The organism is Variovorax sp. YR266 (genome assembly GCF_900107295.1).
Classification (GTDB): domain Bacteria; phylum Pseudomonadota; class Gammaproteobacteria; order Burkholderiales; family Burkholderiaceae_C; genus Variovorax.
Genome location: NZ_FNPM01000013.1, coordinates 164,857 through 181,876, shown reverse-complemented (window position 1 = coordinate 181,876; position 17,020 = coordinate 164,857). Strand labels below are relative to the sequence as shown.

At 65.6% G+C, this 17,020-nt stretch carries 15 protein-coding genes; all 15 read left to right on the top strand.

Annotation, left to right across the window (positions count from 1 at the left end):
- The first annotated feature begins 230 nt into the window (after nt 1-230).
- On the top strand, nt 231-1,463 hold the full coding sequence (serA, locus tag BLW48_RS28165; RefSeq protein ID WP_093178732.1) for a phosphoglycerate dehydrogenase: 1,233 nt from the start codon (nt 231-233) through the stop codon (nt 1,461-1,463).
- A gap of 147 nt (nt 1,464-1,610) precedes the next feature.
- Nucleotides 1,611-5,489, top strand: coding sequence for a DUF3683 domain-containing protein (locus tag BLW48_RS28160; protein WP_093178750.1), 3,879 nt, complete (start codon nt 1,611-1,613; stop codon nt 5,487-5,489).
- Nucleotides 5,486-5,926 carry an HIT family protein gene (locus tag BLW48_RS28155; RefSeq protein ID WP_093178731.1) on the top strand — a complete coding sequence of 147 codons (441 nt, stop codon included), beginning with the start codon at nt 5,486-5,488 and terminating at the stop codon, nt 5,924-5,926. Before BLW48_RS28160 ends, BLW48_RS28155 begins: the two co-directional genes overlap by 4 nt.
- A complete protein-coding gene (locus BLW48_RS28150; protein WP_093057472.1) occupies nt 5,926-6,339 on the top strand; it encodes a gamma-butyrobetaine hydroxylase family protein in 414 nt (137 codons plus the stop codon). Before BLW48_RS28155 ends, BLW48_RS28150 begins: the two co-directional genes overlap by 1 nt.
- A gap of 147 nt (nt 6,340-6,486) precedes the next feature.
- Nucleotides 6,487-7,218 carry a bifunctional demethylmenaquinone methyltransferase/2-methoxy-6-polyprenyl-1,4-benzoquinol methylase UbiE gene (gene ubiE / locus BLW48_RS28145; protein WP_093057473.1) on the top strand — a complete coding sequence of 244 codons (732 nt, stop codon included), beginning with the start codon at nt 6,487-6,489 and terminating at the stop codon, nt 7,216-7,218.
- Nucleotides 7,219-7,250: 32 nt separating this feature from the next.
- Nucleotides 7,251-8,273, top strand: coding sequence for a Tim44 domain-containing protein (locus tag BLW48_RS28140; RefSeq protein ID WP_093178729.1), 1,023 nt, complete (start codon nt 7,251-7,253; stop codon nt 8,271-8,273).
- Nucleotides 8,274-8,432: 159 nt separating this feature from the next.
- Nucleotides 8,433-9,002 (top strand): ubiquinone biosynthesis accessory factor UbiJ, encoded by a 570-nt coding sequence (locus tag BLW48_RS28135; RefSeq protein ID WP_093057475.1) that lies wholly within the window; start codon nt 8,433-8,435, stop codon nt 9,000-9,002.
- A complete protein-coding gene (gene ubiB / locus BLW48_RS28130; protein ID WP_093077450.1) occupies nt 8,999-10,564 on the top strand; it encodes a ubiquinone biosynthesis regulatory protein kinase UbiB in 1,566 nt (521 codons plus the stop codon). Before BLW48_RS28135 ends, ubiB begins: the two co-directional genes overlap by 4 nt.
- 13 nt (nt 10,565-10,577) lie before the next feature.
- Nucleotides 10,578-12,026, top strand: coding sequence for a high affinity choline transporter 1 (locus BLW48_RS28125; protein ID WP_093077449.1), 1,449 nt, complete (start codon nt 10,578-10,580; stop codon nt 12,024-12,026).
- 102 nt (nt 12,027-12,128) lie between these two features.
- A complete protein-coding gene (locus BLW48_RS28120) occupies nt 12,129-12,464 on the top strand; it encodes an FmdB family zinc ribbon protein (protein WP_093077447.1) in 336 nt (111 codons plus the stop codon).
- A 9-nt stretch (nt 12,465-12,473) separates the two neighbouring features.
- Entirely contained in the window at nt 12,474-13,106 is a 633-nt protein-coding gene (locus tag BLW48_RS28115) for a DUF502 domain-containing protein (RefSeq protein ID WP_093057479.1), read from the top strand.
- Between the two features lie 38 nt (nt 13,107-13,144).
- A complete protein-coding gene (gene aspS, locus BLW48_RS28110; RefSeq protein ID WP_093178728.1) occupies nt 13,145-14,950 on the top strand; it encodes an aspartate--tRNA ligase in 1,806 nt (601 codons plus the stop codon).
- Between the two features lie 15 nt (nt 14,951-14,965).
- Complete coding sequence (nudB, locus tag BLW48_RS28105; RefSeq protein ID WP_093057481.1) at nt 14,966-15,442, top strand: dihydroneopterin triphosphate diphosphatase; 477 nt, start codon at nt 14,966-14,968, stop codon at nt 15,440-15,442.
- On the top strand, nt 15,439-16,212 hold the full coding sequence (locus tag BLW48_RS28100) for an endonuclease/exonuclease/phosphatase family protein (RefSeq protein ID WP_093178726.1): 774 nt from the start codon (nt 15,439-15,441) through the stop codon (nt 16,210-16,212). The genes nudB and BLW48_RS28100 overlap by 4 nt, the downstream gene beginning before the upstream one ends.
- Nucleotides 16,213-16,285: 73 nt before the next feature.
- The gene (gene folE, locus BLW48_RS28095; RefSeq protein WP_093057483.1) at nt 16,286-17,017 is read left to right on the top strand and encodes a GTP cyclohydrolase I; all 732 of its coding nucleotides are present in this window, start codon (nt 16,286-16,288) and stop codon (nt 17,015-17,017) included.
- The last annotated feature ends 3 nt before the right edge of the window (nt 17,018-17,020 follow it).

Genomic DNA, 17,020 nt, shown 5'->3' with positions numbered 1-17,020 from the left:
TCCTGAAGGGAAAAATGGAAAGCGCGGATGCTAGGGCATGTGCATGACACAGCCGCGTCACATTGGCGCATGGAGCGCGGGTTGCTTCCAATCGGGGAAACCCCTTTGGCCCTGTTTGCATCAGGCCCGGGGCGGGCTGCGGCCCTGCTTGCTGCGCCGCACCATGCTAGCATCGCCCTCCCTTTTTTGGCCTAGCCTGTCGCCACGGCCGGGACTTCTGCGAGAGCGCCATGAGCAGCAAAACCTCCCTCGACAAAAGCAGGATCAAGTTCCTCTTGCTCGAAGGCATTCACCCCTCGGCCGTGGAGGTGTTGCGCGCCGCCGGCTACACCAACATCGAGTCGCTGCCGGGCGCGCTGCCCGACGCCGAGCTCAAGGCGAAGATCGCCGACGTGCATTTCCTGGGTATCCGCTCGCGCACCCAGCTGACGGCCGAGGTGTTCGCCGCCGCCCACAAGCTGGTGGCCGCCGGGTGCTTTTGCATCGGCACCAACCAGGTCGACCTCGAAGCTGCCCGCGAGCACGGCGTGGCGGTGTTCAATGCCCCGTATTCCAACACCCGCTCGGTGGCCGAACTGGTGCTGGCCGAAGCCATCCTGCTGCTGCGCGGCGTGCCCGAGAAGAGTGCGGTGGCGCACCGCGGCGGCTGGCTCAAGTCGGCCGACAACGCGTTTGAAATCCGCGGCAAGACGCTGGGCATCGTGGGCTACGGCTCCATCGGCGCGCAACTGTCGGTGCTGGCCGAGGCGCTGGGCATGCACGTGGCCTTCTTCGACGTGGTCACCAAGCTGCCGCTGGGCAATGCGCGCCAGGTGCGCGAGCTGCACCAGTTGCTGGCCCAGAGCGACATCGTGACGCTGCACGTGCCCGAGACGCAGGCCACGCAATGGATGATCGGCGCGGCCGAGATCGCGGCCATGAAGCCCGGCGCCATCCTGATCAACGCCTCGCGCGGCACGGTGGTCGAGATCGACTCGCTGGCCGAGGCCCTGAAGGCGAAGAAGCTGCTGGGCGCCGCCATCGACGTGTTTCCGGTGGAGCCGCGCAGCAACAAGGACGAGTTCCAGTCGCCGCTGCGAGGCCTCGACAACGTGATCCTCACGCCGCACATCGGCGGCTCGACGATGGAGGCGCAGGCCAACATCGGGCTGGAAGTGGCGGAAAAGCTGGTCAAGTACAGCGACAACGGCACTTCGACGTCTTCCGTCAACTTCCCTGAAGTGGCGCTGCCTGCGCACCCTGGCAAGCACCGGCTGCTGCACGTCCACCGGAACGTGCCGGGGGTGCTGTCCGAGATCAACAAGATCTTTTCGGACAACCAGATCAACATCTCCTCGCAGTTCCTGCAGACGAACGAGAGGATCGGCTATGTGGTGATGGACATCGACGCGGCATCCTCGGACCTGGCGCTGGAGAAACTGGCAAAGGTGGGCGGGACGATTCGCAGCCGCGTGCTGTTCTGAGTTTCCTTGAGAAGGGGCGGGGAGCCCTCCGGGAGCCATGCTTAGCACAAGGCCGTAGCAACCGTCACGAGGCAAGTCCCCAGGCGCTGCCCTAAAATCCCCAGCCCGGCTATGGGCGCGCAGCGCCCGGCCGAGGCGCCCCACCCGATGAATGCTCCGACTGCGTTGAACACGCTGTTGGCACAGGCCGCAGAGCCTGTCCGACTGCGCGAGATCCCGTACAACTACACCAGCTTCTCCGATCGCGAGATCGTGATTCGCCTGCTGGGCGAACGCGGCTGGGAACTGCTCCAGACCTTGCGCGCCGAGCGCCGCACCGGCCGATCGGCCCGCATGCTCTATGAAGTGCTCGGCGACATCTGGGTGGTGCAGCGCAATCCGTACCTCGTCGACGACCTGCTCGACAATCCGCGCCGCCGCGGCCAGCTGGTCGATGCCCTCAGGCACCGCCTGACCGAGGTGCAAAAGCGCCGCACCCCCGACAGCGACCTGCCGCGCGACCAGCTCGTGGGCGAACTCACCGGCCTCGTGGGCGAGGCGGTGGCCGCCTTCGACACCAAGTTCCGCGACGTCGCCGCCCTGCGCCGCAAGGCCACGCGCGTGCTGGGCCGGCTCACGGCCAAGGACAACATCAAGTTCGACGGCCTCTCTCGCGTGTCGCACGTCACCGATGCCACCGACTGGCGCGTGGAGTACCCCTTCGTCGTGCTGTGCCCCGACACCGAGGTCGAGATGGCGCTGCTGGTGAAAGGCTGCATCGAGCTGGGCCTGACCATCATTCCGCGCGGAGGCGGCACCGGCTACACCGGCGGCGCCATCCCACTGACCTGGAACAGCGTCGTCATCAACACCGAGAAGCTCGAGGCTATGACCGAGGTCGAGCACGTCTCGCTGCCCGGCCTGGCCGACCCCGTGCCCACCATCTGGACCGAAGCCGGAGTGGTCACCCAGCGCGTGGCCGATGCGGCCGAGCGCTCAGGCTTCGTGTTCGCGGTCGATCCGACGTCGGCCGAGGCCTCGTGCGTCGGCGGCAACGTCGCCATGAACGCCGGCGGCAAGAAGGCCGTGCTATGGGGCACGGCGCTCGACAACCTCGCCTCGTGGCGCATGGTCACGCCGCAGGCCGAATGGCTCGAAGTCACGCGCATCGGCCACAACCTCGGCAAGATCCACGACGCCGAGAGCGCCGTGTTCGAGCTGCAGTACTACGCTGCCGACGGCAAGACCAAGCTGCGCACCGAGCGCCTCGACATCCCTGGCCGCACCTTCCGCAAGGAAGGCCTGGGCAAGGACGTGACCGACAAGTTCCTCTCGGGCCTGCCGGGCATCCAGAAGGAAGGCTGCGACGGCCTCATCACCAGCTGCCGCTGGGTGGTGCACAAGATGCCCTCGCACACGCGCACCGTGTGCCTCGAATTCTTCGGCAACGCCAAGGACGCGGTGCCCAGCATCGTCGAGATCAAGGACTTCATGTTCGCCGAGCAGAAACGCTCGGGCGTGCTGCTGGCCGGCCTCGAGCACCTGGACGACCGCTACCTCAAGGCGGTGGGCTACGCCACCAAGTCGAAGAAGCACGGCGGCCTGCCGAAGATGGTGCTGTTCGGCGACATCGCCGGCGACGATGCCGATGCGGTGGCCCGCGTCACCTCCGAGGTGGTGCGGATCGCCAACTCGCGCAGCGGCGAAGGCTTCATCGCCATCAGCCCCGAGGCGCGCAAGAAGTTCTGGCTCGACCGCAAGCGCACGGCCGCCATCAGCAAGCACACCAACGCCTTCAAGATCAACGAAGACGTGGTGATTCCGCTGCCGCGCATGGCCGAGTACAGCGACGGCATCGAGCGCATCAACATCGAGCTGTCGCTGCAGAACAAGCTCGCGCTCACCGACGAGCTCGAAGCCTTTCTCATGCGTGGCAACCTGCCGCTGGGCAAGACCGACGATGCGCACGAGATTCCAGCGGCCGAGCTGCTCGAAGACCGCGTGGCACAGGCCGTGGCGCTGGTGCAGGAAGTGCGCACGCTCTGGGCTGGCTGGCTGCAGAACGTCGATGCGCTGTTCCCGCAGCTGCAGGACCACAGCCTGCGTGCGAGCTGGAAGACGCAGCTGCGCCAGCCGCTGCAGGAGATTTTCTCGGGCGCCGAGTTCGCGCCGATCCTGGCCGAGTGCACGGCCATCCACAAGCGAGTGCTCAAGGGCCGCGTGTGGGTCGCGCTGCACATGCACGCGGGCGACGGCAACGTGCACACCAACATCCCCGTCAACAGCGACAACTACGACATGCTGCAGACCGCGCATGCCGCGGTGGTGCGCATCATGGCGCTGGCGCGCAGCCTCGACGGCGTGATCTCGGGCGAGCACGGCATCGGCATCACCAAGCTCGAATTCCTGAGCGACGAAGAGCTGCGCCCGTTCACCGAATACAAGGCCAGGGTCGACCCCGAAGGCCGCTTCAACAAGGGCAAGCTGCTGCGCGCGCCTGCCGGCGAGGCGCAGACGCTGCACGCCGACCTGACCAACGCCTACACGCCGAGCTTCGGCCTCATGGGCCATGAGTCGCTGATCATGCAGCAGAGCGACATCGGCGCCATTGCCGACAGCGTGAAGGACTGCCTGCGCTGCGGCAAGTGCAAGCCTGTGTGCGCCACGCACGTGCCGCGTGCCAACCTGCTCTACAGCCCGCGCAACAAGATCCTCGCGACCTCGCTGCTGGTGGAGGCCTTCCTCTACGAAGAGCAGACCCGGCGCGGCATCAGCATCAAGCACTGGGAAGAGTTCGAGGACGTGGCCGACCACTGCACCGTGTGCCACAAGTGCCTCACGCCGTGCCCCGTGAAGATCGACTTCGGCGACGTGTCGATGAACATGCGCAACCTGCTGCGCAAGATGGGCCAGAAGAGCTTCCGTCCTGGCAACGCTGCTGCGATGTTCTTCCTGAACGCCACCAATCCGCAGACCATCAAGGCGGTGCGTGCGGGCATGGTGGGCATCGGCTTCAAGGCGCAGCGCATGGCCAACGACCTGCTGCGCGGCCTCGCGAAGAAGCAGACGGCCGCACCGCCAGCCACGCTGGGTCCGGCGCCGATCAAGGAGCAGGTGATCCACTTCATCAACAAGAAGATGCCGGGCAACCTGCCGAAGAAGACGGCGCGTGCGCTGCTCGACATCGAGGATGCCGACTACGTGCCGATCATCCGCAACCCGAAGGCGACCACCTCCGAGACAGAGGCCGTCTTCTACTTTCCGGGCTGCGGTTCGGAGCGGCTGTTCTCGCAGGTCGGCCTCGCCACGCAGGCGATGCTCTGGCACGCGGGCGTGCAAACCGTGCTGCCGCCGGGCTACCTGTGCTGTGGCTATCCGCAGCGCGGCAGCGGCCAGTTCGACAAGGCCGAGAAGATGATCACGGACAACCGCGTGCTCTTCCACCGCGTAGCCAACACGCTCAACTATCTCGACATCAAGACGGTGGTGGTGAGCTGCGGTACCTGCTACGACCAGCTGCAGGGCTACCAGTTCGACAAGATCTTCCCGGGCTGCCGGATCATCGACATCCACGAGTACCTGCTCGAAAAGGGCATCACGCTTGCCGATGCGGGCGGTGGCGGCTACCTGTACCACGATCCCTGCCATTCGCCGATGAAGCTGCAGGACCCGATGAAGACCGTGAAGGCGCTGGTCGGTGACAACGTGCTCAAGAACGACCGCTGCTGCGGCGAATCGGGCACGCTGGGCGTGTCGCGGCCCGACATCTCGACGCAGATCCGCTTCCGCAAGGAAGAAGAGCTGAAGAAGGGTGAAGCCGCGCTGCGCGACTCCGGCAAGGTCGGCTCACAGGACAACGTGAAGATCCTCACCAGTTGCCCGAGCTGCCTGCAAGGCCTCTCGCGCTACGGCAACGACCTGAACAACGGCCTGCTCGAAGCCGACTACATCGTGGTCGAGATGGCCAACAAGATCCTCGGTGCCGACTGGATGCCGACCTATGTGGCCGCAGCCAATCAGGGCGGGATCGAGCGGGTGCTGGTGTGACGAGGGTACAGGGCTGCGTGCTGTGCGAGGGGCCGGGTGGCCGCCTCGTGTTCGAGGGCGCGAAGCTGCGCGTCATCCATGCGGAAGAGGCCGGCTTTCCGGCTTTCTATCGCGTGGTGTGGCGTGACCATGCGGCGGAGTTCTCAGACCTTGATGCAGCGGACCGCACGCTGTGCATGGAAGCAGTGGCGGTCGTCGAGCGGTGCCTGCGCGAGCATCTTAAGCCGGCCAAGATCAACCTCGCGGCGCTCGGCAACATGGTGGCGCATCTGCACTGGCACGTGATCGCGCGCTTCGCCGACGACAGCCATTTCCCGGGCTCGGTGTGGGCGCCGGTGCAGCGCGAACGCAATGCGGCGCAGGAAGCGGATATCGCCGAGCGCCTGCCAGCCCTCGAGGCTGCGATGATCGAACGCTTGGGCAACAGGAGTTTCTGATGGCAGGCTTGAAACCGGGCGCACCGACGCCGCAATCGATCACCGTGCACGGCCAGTCGCGCGTGCTCGAAGTGGGCTTCTCCGATGGCGCGACCTTTCGAATCCCTTTCGAGCTGATGCGCATCTACTCGCCGTCGGCCGAAGTGCAGGGCCACGGCCCGGGCCAGGAAATCCTTCAGACGGGCAAGCGCGAGGTCGAACTCGTCGACCTCGAAGCGGTCGGCAACTACGCCGTGCAGCCGACCTTCAGCGACGGCCACAACACGGGCATCTACTCGTGGGACCTGCTCTACGAACTGGGCGAGAAGCAGGCCGAGCTGTGGGCCACCTACGAGCGCCGCCTGCTCGAAGCGGGCGTCGACCGCGACACGCCGATGATCGACAAGAGCGGCCACGCCTGCGGCAGCCACTGAGCGCGCGAATTCGCCTGAAATCCGCGCCGCGCTATTGAAAAGATAGCCCTACCCCCAGGAAGGGCGGGACGAAAAAAGCAACAAATGCCCGCCGTGCGCGCGGGGTCGTCGGCTTGATGTGAAGGCTTCCGGCCTAACATCGGTTGCATGAGTACCACACACTTCGGCTTCGAAACAGTCGACGAAAGCGAGAAGGCCCGCCGCGTTCGCGGTGTCTTCGATTCAGTTGCCTCGCGCTACGACGTCATGAACGACCTGATGTCGGCCGGCCTGCACCGCGCCTGGAAGGCGTACACCGTGATGGTCGCGAACGTGGGCGAAGGCTCGCGCGTGCTCGACATCGCGGGCGGCACCGGCGACCTCGCGCTGGCCTTCGCAAAGAAGGTCGGCGCCAGCGGGCAAGTGGTTCACACCGACATCAACGAGGCCATGCTGCGCACTGGTCGAGACCGCCTGCTCGATGCCGGCGTGGTGCTGCCCACCATGGTCTGCGACGCCGAGAAACTGCCTTTTCCGGATAACCACTTCGACGTTGTCACGGTGGCCTTCGGCCTGCGCAACATGACGCACAAGGACATCGCGCTCAAGGAAATGAACCGCGTGATCAAGCCGCGCGGCAAGTTGCTGGTGCTCGAATTCTCGAAGGTCGCGAAGCCGCTCGCAAAGGCCTATGACTGGTACTCCTTCAACGTGCTGCCCCGCCTGGGCAAGCTCGTGGCCGGCGACGACGCGAGCTATCGCTATCTCGCCGAATCGATCCGGATGCACCCCTCGCAAGAGGAGCTCAAGACCCTCATGAAAGAGGGCGGTTTCGGACATGTGGACTATCACAACATGACGGGTGGCATCGCCGCCCTCCATGTTGGAATCAAATGTTGATGAAGCGAATCTTTCGCTCAAGAGGAGACGACATGAAGAGTTTGGGTTCTTTGTTTTTGGCAGCTGCATTGGTGCTGGGCAGTGTCCAGGCCGAGGCTGCTCGCATGGGCGGTGGCAAGTCGGTGGGGCGCCAGTCGTCCAACGTGACGCAGCGCGAGTCCGCATCGCCCAGCGCGCCTTCGCAGCAGAGTGCGACCAACGCGGCGGCGGCGAAGCCCGCAACGCCCGCACCCGCCGCCGCTGCACCGAAACGTCCGTGGGGCGCGATGCTCGGCGGTCTGGCCGCTGGCCTTGGCCTCGCATGGCTCGCAAGCTCGCTCGGCCTCGGTGCCGGCTTCGGCAACATCCTGCTGATCGGCCTGCTCGTGCTGGCCGGCGTGGTGGTGTGGCGCATGATCAAGTCGCGCTCGCAACCTGCCGGCAATCGCCAGGGCGGCTTCGCGTTCCAGGGCGCGGGCGGCAGCCCCGCCAATGCCAGCGCACCGGTGCAGTACAGCCCGGCCAACGTGGGTAACGACGCCTCGGCACGTCCGTGGGAGCGCAATGCAGCGGCCTTCGACGCCGCGCCTGCAAACGAAGCCCCTCACGGCAGCAGCCTCTCGGCAGCGGGCGCCGCGGCCGGTGGCAGCATGATCGGTTCGGCACTCGCCGGTTCGCAGTCCTGGGGCATTCCCGCGGGCTTCGACATCGACGGCTTCCTCGGCGCAGCCAAGCGCAACTTCGTGACGCTGCAGGACGCATGGGACCGCGCCGACGTGTCGATGCTGCGTTCGATGATGACCGACGGCATGGTCGACGAGATCCGCGCGCAGCTGGCCGACCGGGCCAGCCACACCGGCGGTGCCTCGAACAAGACCGAAGTCGTGATGCTCGACGCCAAGTTGCTGGGCATCGAAGAGCTGCCCGACGCCTACATGGCCAGCGTGGAGTTCTCCGGCATGATCCGCGAAGACGCCTCGGCCGGCCCGGGTCCGTTCCGCGAAGTGTGGAACATGACCAAGCCGACCAGCGGCAACAGCGGCTGGCTGGTGGCTGGCGTGCAAGCGCTGCAGTAAATAAAGGCTCGCCCCCAGGCTTCGCGCACTTCGTGTCGCTTCTCCTACCCCCTGCCGGGGGCACACCAGCAGCCCGGCAAAGCCGGTTCTGCGGTGTTTCTGGAAAAGGGCATGCGGTCCATGAGTCGCGGGGCGCTACAGTGACGGGATAATGGGGACATGGCCACACCATCGTCCCCATTTTCTTTTCTCGGCGACCTCTTCAACCGCATCGGCGAGCGCCTGCAGCCGCCGGACTGGGCCGTTCACGAGATCCAGCACCGCGCGGTCCTGTTCCTGAACCATGTGCTGCAGCAGGAGCCCGAGGCCCAGCAGCGGCTGCTGCGCCAGCAGGGGCGGGTGGTGCGCTTCCAGTGGCGCTTCGTGACCATGGAGCTGGTGGCCACGCCGGCCGGATTGCTCGACCTGGCCCCTGCCGGTTCGGTGCCCGAGCTCACACTCACCGTCACCGACGATTCCCCCTTCGACATCGCCCGCGCCACGCTGCGCGGCGACAAGCCGGCCGTTCAGATCATCGGCGACGTACAACTGGCGGCCGAGGTCAACTGGCTGGTCGACCATGTGCGCTGGGACGTCGAGGACGACCTAGCCCGCGTGATCGGCGACGTGCCTGCGCACACTCTGGGCAACGGCGTGCGGCGTGTCGTGGGCGCGCTGCGCCAGTTCGTCGGCGACCGCACGGCCAAGGCTGGCGGCTCGACGGCCGGCTCGGCGAGCACGGCCGAATGAGGCGCTTCTACCGCGGACTGTTCATCGTCTGGGTCGCGCTGCGCTACGGCCTCGACGAGCTCGTGCTCACGAGCTTCCGGAAGCCCTGGCTGCTCGTTGTGGCGCGTGTCGTTTCGATCGGGCGCAACCTCGACGCGCCGCGCGGCCAGCGGCTGCGCGAGGCGCTCGAGCGCCTCGGCCCCATCTTCGTGAAGTTCGGCCAGGTGCTGTCGACACGGCGCGACCTGCTGCCGCCCGACATCGCCGACGAGCTGGCCTTTTTGCAGGACCGCGTGCCGCCGTTCCCGTCGGCGGTGGCCATTGCCACCATCGAACGCGCATTCCGCCGCCCGGTGGGCGACGTGTTCGTGCAGTTCGACGAAACGCCCATTGCCAGCGCGTCGATCGCGCAGGTGCATTTCGCGACCATCCGCACCAACCAGGGCGATGTGCGCGAAGTGGCGGTCAAGGTGCTGCGCCCCAACATGCGCGGCGTGATCGAGAAAGACCTGGCGCTGATGGCCATGATGGCCGGCTGGCTCGAGAACCTCTCGGCCGACGGCAAGCGCTTGAAGCCGCGCGAGGTGGTCGGCGAGTTCGACAAGTACCTGCACGACGAGCTCGACCTGGTGCGCGAGGCCGCCAACGCCGCCCAGCTGCGCCGCAACATGGCCGAACTCGACCTGGTGCTGATCCCCGAGATGTTCTGGGACTTCTGCCATCCCGAGGTCATCGTGATGGAGCGCATGAAGGGCGTGCCCATCGCGCAGATGGACCGCCTGCGCGCGGCCGGCGTCGACATTCCCAAGCTGGCGCGCGACGGCGTCACGATCTTCTTCACGCAGGTGTTCCGCGATGGCTTTTTCCACGCCGACATGCACCCCGGCAACATCCAGGTGAGCCTGGAGCCCGAGACCTTCGGGCGCTACATCTCGCTGGACTTCGGGATCATCGGCACGCTGACCGAGTCGGACAAGGAATACCTCGCGCAGAACTTCGTGGCCTTCTTCCGGCGTGACTACAAGCGCGTGGCCGAACTGCACCTCGAAAGCGGCTGGGTGCCGGTGGGCACCCGCATCGACGAACTGGAGGGTGCCATTCGCACTGTGTGCGAGCCGTACTTCGACCGGCCGCTGAAGGAGATTTCGCTGGGCATGGTGCTGATGCGCCTGTTCCAGACCTCGCGCCGCTTCCACGTCGAGATCCAGCCGCAGCTGGTGCTGCTGCAGAAGACGCTGCTCAACATCGAGGGCCTGGGTCGCAACATCGACCCAGAACTCGACCTCTGGGCCACAGCCAAGCCTTTCCTCGAGAAGTGGATGGTCGACCAGATCGGCCCCAAGAAGCTGCTGCAGCAGCTCAAGGCCGAGGCGCCGCGATACGCCAAGCTGCTGCCCCAGCTTCCTCGATTGCTGCACGATTTCCTGGAAAATCGCCCCTCCGACAACCGCCGCGAGCTGCTTGAACTGCTGGCCGAGCAGAAGCGCACCAACCGGTTGCTCCAGACCATCGTCTACGGTGGCATAGGTTTTGTATTGGGGTTGCTCGCCATGCAATTGCTGGTGCGCGTGCGCTTGTTCTAGAGGAGTTTCCGCCGTGTTGTTGACGCTGGTCATCGTCTATCTGCTGGTCACCATCGCAATCGGCCTCTATGCCGCCAAGCGGGTGAAAAACACCACCGACTTCGCCATTGCCGGGCGGCACCTGCCGCTCTTCATGATCGTCACGACCACCTTTGCCACATGGTTCGGCTCCGAAACGGTGCTCGGCATCCCGGCCAAGTTCATCGAGGGCGGGCTCAACGGCGTGGTCGAGGACCCATTCGGCGCGGGCACCTGCCTGATCCTGGTGGGCCTGTTCTTCGCGGGCAAGCTCTACCGCATGACACTGCTGACCATCAGCGACTACTACCGCGAGCGCTACGGCCGTACGGTGGAAGTGGCCTGCTCGCTGATCATCATGCTGAGCTACCTGGGCTGGGTGTCGGCGCAGGTCACGGCGCTGGGGCTGGTGTTCAACCTGCTGTCGGGCGACGCCATCAGCATTCCGGTGGGCATGGTGATCGGGGTGGTCTCGATCCTGGCCTACACGCTGTTCGGCGGCATGTGGTCGGTGGCGGTGACCGACTTCATGCAGATGATCATCCTGGTGGCTGGCCTGGCCGTCATCGCGGTGTTCGCGGGCAACATGGCCGGCGGCGCCGACAAGGTGGTGGCCTTTGCCGTGAGCAAGGACCTCTTCAAGTTCTGGCCCGAGCCGAGCTGGCATGACATGGTGTTCTTCTTCGCGGCTGCCATCACCATGATGCTTGGCTCGATTCCGCAGCAGGACGTGTTCCAGCGCGTGATGTCGGCCAACAGCGTCAAGGCGGCCCAGCGCGGCCCGGTGATCGGCGGCGTGGCGTACATCCTGTTTGCCTTCGTGCCGATGTTCCTGGTGGCCAGTGCGTTGCTGATCATGCCGGAGCAGACCGCCACGCTGCTGAAGGAAGATCCGCAGAAGGTGCTGCCCACGCTGGTGCTCCAGAAGATGCCGTTCGTGATGCAGGTGCTGTTTTTTGGTGCGCTGCTGTCGGCCATCAAGTCGACCGCCTCGGCCACGCTGCTGGCCCCCAGCGTCACCTTCACCGAGAACATCTGGCGCCAGTTCCGCCCGGCCGGCACCGACCGCCAGAACCTCATGACGATGCGCATCACAGTGCTGCTGTTCAGCGCCGCCGTGCTGGCCTACGCCATTCGCATGCAGGGCACCCCGATCTACGAATTGGTGTCGGGTGCCTACCAGGTGCCGCTGGTGGGGGCCTTCGTGCCGCTGGTGTGCGGCCTGTACTGGCGCCGCGCCAGCACCCAGGGGGCAGTCGCCTCGATCGTCCTGGGCATCGGCGTGTGGCTGCTGTTCCTTTGGATGCCCTGGGGCAGCGCGTTCCCGGCCCAACTGGCGGGCGTGCTGTGCTCGTTCGTGGGCATGGTGGCCGGCTCGCTGCTGCCGCAATGGTTGGCGAACACTCACACGCCGCACCGCCCGCTGGCCACCGAGCCAGCCTGAAGCCCGGGCTCGGCGGTCGGGCTGGGCGCCCTTTGGCAGGGGCGCCCCTATAATCGAGGGCTTTGCGAGCGGCAGCTGCGCCGCTTTTTGACCTCATTTCCCATGCCCATCTACGCCTACAAGTGCAGCGCCTGCGGCTTTGCCAAAGACGCCCTGCAAAAGATGTCCGACGCGCCCCTGACGGTGTGTCCGGCGTGCGGTGCGAGCGCATTCGAAAAACAGGTCACGGCCGCCGGCTTCCAGCTCAAGGGCTCGGGCTGGTACGTGACCGATTTCCGTGAGGGCGGCGGCAAGAAGGCCGAGCCTGCCACGGCGCCCGTGTCGAGTGACGGTGCCAAGTCCACCGAATCTTCCTCTTCCGCCGCCACGCCGAGCCCCGCTCCGGCGCCCGCGGCACCGGCCCCCGCGCCGGCTGCTGCCGCCAAGAGCGGCGACTGATCGATCACCATGCTCGCCCTGCGCAAATGGTTGCTGTCCGGCCTGCTGGTCATCGTGCCGCTGGTCATCACGCTCGGCGTGCTGAACTGGATCATCGGCACGCTCGACCAAACGCTGTGGCTGCTGCCTGAGCAATGGCAGGTCTGGCTCAGCGACCACAAGGTGCGCGGCCTGGGCGTGCTGCTTACGCTGGCGATCCTGCTGGTGGTGGGCGCCACCGCCAGCAACTTCGTCGGCAAGCGCCTGCTCGGCTGGGGCGATGCCGTGGTGCGCCGCATTCCGGTGGTCCGCTCGATCTACTCCAGCGTCAAGCAGGTGTCGGACACGCTGTTCTCCGAGAACGGCAATGCCTTTCGCACCGCGGTGCTGGTGCAGTGGCCGCGCGAAGGCGTGTGGACCATCGCCTTCGTCACCGGTGCGCCCGGCAACGAAGTCGCTGAACACCTCGGCGAAGAGGAATTCCTCAGCGTCTACGTGCCGACCACGCCCAACCCCACGGGCGGCTACTTCGTGATGCTCAAGCGCAGCGATTGCATCGAACTGAAGATGAGCGTGGACGAAGCGCTCAAGTACATCGTCTCGATGGGGGTGGTCGTTCCAGGCGGCCCCACCACGGTGGCGGTGAAATCTTCCAACTCATAAAAAACGAACGCGCCGACAAGGCGCCGGAATGGATTCCTATGGCCATGCGTACTCACTATTGCGGTCTCGTGACCGAAGCCCTGCTGGGCCAAACCGTCACCCTGTGCGGCTGGGTCAACCGTCGTCGCGACCACGGCGGCGTGATCTTCATCGACGTGCGTGACCGCGAAGGCTACGTGCAGGTGGTGTGCGACCCCGATCGCGCCTCCACCTTCGCCGTGGCCGAGAACTTGCGCAACGAGTTCTGCGTGCAGATCACCGGCCTGGTGCGCGCACGTCCCGAAGGCACGACCAACGACCAGCTCAAGAGCGGCAAGATCGAAGTGCTGTGCCACGAACTGAAGGTGCTGAACCCCTCGGTCACGCCTCCGTTCCTGCTGGACGACGACAACCTGTCGGAAACCACCCGCCTCACGCACCGCGTGCTCGACCTGCGCCGCCCGGCCATGCAGCGCAACATGATGCTGCGCTACAAGGTGACGATGGAAACGCGCAAGTTCCTCGATGCCAACGGCTTCATCGACATCGAGACGCCGATGCTCGGCAAGTCCACGCCCGAAGGCGCGCGCGACTACCTCGTGCCCAGCCGCGTGCACGACGGCAGCTTCTTCGCGCTGCCGCAGTCGCCCCAGCTGTTCAAGCAGCTGTTGATGGTGGCCGGCTACGACCGCTACTACCAGATCGTGAAGTGCTTCCGCGACGAAGACCTGCGCGCCGACCGCCAGCCCGAATTCACGCAGATCGACATCGAGACCTCGTTCCTCGCCGAAGAGGAAATCCGCGAGATGTTCGAAGGCATGATCCGCAACGTTTTCCGTAACGCCGCTGGCATCGACCTGCCGGTGTTCCCGACCATGACGTATGCCGACGCAATGTTCAAGTACGGCTCGGACAAGCCCGACCTGCGCGTGAAGCTCGAATTCACCGAACTGACGGAGCTGATGAAGCGCGTCGAGTTCAAGGTGTTCTCGAATGCCGCCACCATGACCGGTGGCCGCGTGGTGGCGCTGCGCGTGCCCGGCGGCGGCGCCGAGGGCGGCCTGTCGCGCGGCGAGATCGATGCGTACCAGGAGTTCGTCAAGATCTATGGTGCCAAGGGCCTGGCCTATATCAAGGTCAACGACGCTCAAGCTGGCCGCGAAGGCCTGCAGAGCCCGATCGTGAAGAACCTCGACGACAGCACGTTGGCCGAGATCATCGCCCGCACGGGTGCCCGCAACGGCGACATCCTGTTCTTCGGCGCTGACAAGGAAAAGGTCGTCAACGACGCTATCGGCGCACTGCGCGTCAAGATCGGCCACAGCGCCTTCGGCAAGAAGGCGGGCCTGTTCGAGGACCGTTGGGCGCCGCTGTGGGTGGTGGACTTCCCGATGTTCGAGTTCGACGAGGAAGGCCAGCGCTGGAGCGCCGTGCACCATCCGTTCACCGCGCCGAAGGACGGCCATGAAGACCTCATGGACACGGCTCCCGAGAAGTGCATTGCCAAGGCCTACGACATGGTGCTCAACGGCATTGAAATGGGCGGCGGCTCGGTGCGTATCCACCGCGAGGAAGTGCAGAGCAAGGTGTTCCGCGCGCTGAAGATCAGCGCCGAAGACGCGCAGCTGAAGTTCGGCTTCCTGCTGGACGCGCTGCAGTACGGCGCGCCGCCGCACGGCGGCATTGCCATCGGCCTGGACCGCCTCGTCATGCTCATGACCGGCGCCGAGTCGATCCGCGACGTGATCGCCTTCCCCAAGACCCAGCGCGCGCAAGACCTGCTGACGCAGGCGCCGAGCCCGGTCGACGAGAAGCAACTGCGCGAGCTGCACATCAAGCTGCGCAACACGCCTCAAGCTGCCTGATGCTCTGAGGCTCTCATGACGACCAGCCCTCGACCCTGGAAGATCCCGGAGTCGGTGCTGGTCGTGATCCACACGCCGGCGCTCGATGTGCTGCTGATCCGGCGTGCGGATGCCGAGACCGACTTCTGGCAGTCGGTCACGGGCAGCAAGGACGCGGCCGATGAGCCGCTCGCGCTCACCGCGGCGCGCGAGGTGGCCGAGGAAACCGGCATCCAGTGCGGCGAAGGCACGGCGCTGGCCTCGCAACTGGTCGACTGGCAGCTGCGCAACGTCTACGAGATCTACCCCCGCTGGCGCGCCCGCTACGCGCCCGGTATCACCCACAACACCGAGCACCTGTTCGGCCTGTGCGTGCCCGAACGCATCACGCCCACGCTAGACCCGCGCGAGCACACCGACTGGCGCTGGCTGCCGTACCACGAAGCGGCAGATGCCTGCTTTTCCCCATCGAATGCCGAAGCCATTCTGTTGCTGCCAGAATTTGCGCGATGAACCAGCCGGCAGCAGCAGTAGCAGCAACGCAGAACCTCCGGGTCGCGACCTACAACATCCACAAGGGTGTTCAAGGCATCGGACCCGCACGGCGGCTTGAAATCCACAACCTCGGCCACGCCATCGAGCAACTCGACGCCGACATCGTCTGCCTGCAGGAAGTGCGCAAGATGAACCGGCAGGCGGCCGCCCGTTTCGCGCGCTGGCCCGAGCTGCCGCAGGCCGATTTCCTCGCGCCCGAGGGCTACACAGCCGTCTACGAGACCAATGCCGTCACGCGCCACGGCGAGCACGGCAATGCGCTGCTCACGCGCTGGCCGGTGCTGCGAATCAACCATCAGGACATTTCCGACCACCGTTTCGAACAGCGCGGGCTGTTGCACGTGGTGATCGACGTGGAGGGCCGGCGGGTGCACACCATCGTGGTGCACCTCGGGCTCATCAAGGGCAGCCGGGTTCGGCAGATTGCCCGTCTGCGCGAGTTCATCGACCGCGAGGTGCCGCCCGACGAGGCCGTTGTGGTGGCAGGCGACTTCAACGACTGGGGCGCGCGCATGCGCTACGCCATGAACGCCATGGGCCTGCGTGACACCAGCGACCTGCGCGGTCCGCGCACGCTCACTTACCCCTCGCGCCTGCCGGTGGCGCAGCTCGACTTCGTCTACGGACGCAGGCTGGAGCCGCTGGCCTGCACGGTGCCGCGCGGCCCCATCTGGGCTCGCATGTCCGACCACCTGCCGCTGGTGGCCGATTTCACGCTCCTCAATTGATAGCATTGCTCCAAGAAGGGACGGGCGTTGCGGGCCCGAATGTCTGGAGCCATTCACTGGTACGATCCCCGCCATGCTGAGGAAAACCGACGTCGACCCGCGCCCCGATCGAAACGACGATGACGAGGGTACGCCCGTCTCCGTGAAGATCCGTGAGCGCCTCACCGCGGCGCGCAAGCGCTTCAACGCCAACGACAACATCGCCGAGTTCATCGAGCCCGGCGAGCTGGAGGCCTTGCTCGACGAGGTCGAGGTCAAGATGAAGGGCGTGCTCCAGAGCCTGGTCATCGACGTCGAGAACGACCACAACACCGACAACACTGCGCGCCGCGTCGCCAAGATGTACCTGAACGAGGTGTTCCGCGGCCGCTACGTGGCGCCGCCCTCGCTCACCGAGTTTCCCAACGCCGAGCATCTGAACGAGCTGATGATCGTCGGGCCGATCACCGTGCGCAGCGCCTGCTCGCATCACTTCTGCCCGATCATCGGCAAGCTCTGGATCGGCGTGATGCCCAACGAGCACACCAACGTGATCGGCCTGTCGAAGTACGCGCGCCTGGCCGAGTGGGTCATGGGCCGTCCCCAGATCCAGGAAGAAGCCGTGGTGCAGCTGGCCGACCTGATCCAGGAAAAGACGCAGCCCGACGGCCTCGCGCTGGTCATGGAAGCCGAGCATTTCTGCATGGCTTGGCGCGGCGTGAAGGAAATGGACAGCAAGATGATCAACTCCGTGATGCGCGGCGTGTTCCTCAAAGACCCGAGCCTGCGCCGCGAATTCCTCTCCCTCCTGCCAAGAAAGAGCTGAGCC

Bases quoted from the DNA above. Each gene is read 5' to 3' on its own strand.
- folE (WP_093057483.1), top strand. From the start codon at position 16,286: ATGCTGAGGAAAACCGACGTCGACCCGCGCCCCGATCGAAACGACGAT.
- BLW48_RS28140 (WP_093178729.1), top strand. From the start codon at position 7,251: ATGAAGAGTTTGGGTTCTTTGTTTTTGGCAGCTGCATTGGTGCTGGGC.
- nudB (WP_093057481.1), top strand. From the start codon at position 14,966: ATGACGACCAGCCCTCGACCCTGGAAGATCCCGGAGTCGGTGCTGGTC.
- BLW48_RS28100 (WP_093178726.1), top strand. From the start codon at position 15,439: ATGAACCAGCCGGCAGCAGCAGTAGCAGCAACGCAGAACCTCCGGGTC.
- BLW48_RS28135 (WP_093057475.1), top strand. From the start codon at position 8,433: ATGGCCACACCATCGTCCCCATTTTCTTTTCTCGGCGACCTCTTCAAC.
- ubiB (WP_093077450.1), top strand. From the start codon at position 8,999: ATGAGGCGCTTCTACCGCGGACTGTTCATCGTCTGGGTCGCGCTGCGC.
- serA (WP_093178732.1), top strand. From the start codon at position 231: ATGAGCAGCAAAACCTCCCTCGACAAAAGCAGGATCAAGTTCCTCTTG.
- aspS (WP_093178728.1), top strand. From the start codon at position 13,145: ATGGCCATGCGTACTCACTATTGCGGTCTCGTGACCGAAGCCCTGCTG.
- ubiE (WP_093057473.1), top strand. From the start codon at position 6,487: ATGAGTACCACACACTTCGGCTTCGAAACAGTCGACGAAAGCGAGAAG.
- BLW48_RS28115 (WP_093057479.1), top strand. From the start codon at position 12,474: ATGCTCGCCCTGCGCAAATGGTTGCTGTCCGGCCTGCTGGTCATCGTG.
- BLW48_RS28120 (WP_093077447.1), top strand. From the start codon at position 12,129: ATGCCCATCTACGCCTACAAGTGCAGCGCCTGCGGCTTTGCCAAAGAC.
- BLW48_RS28150 (WP_093057472.1), top strand. From the start codon at position 5,926: ATGGCAGGCTTGAAACCGGGCGCACCGACGCCGCAATCGATCACCGTG.
- BLW48_RS28160 (WP_093178750.1), top strand. From the start codon at position 1,611: ATGAATGCTCCGACTGCGTTGAACACGCTGTTGGCACAGGCCGCAGAG.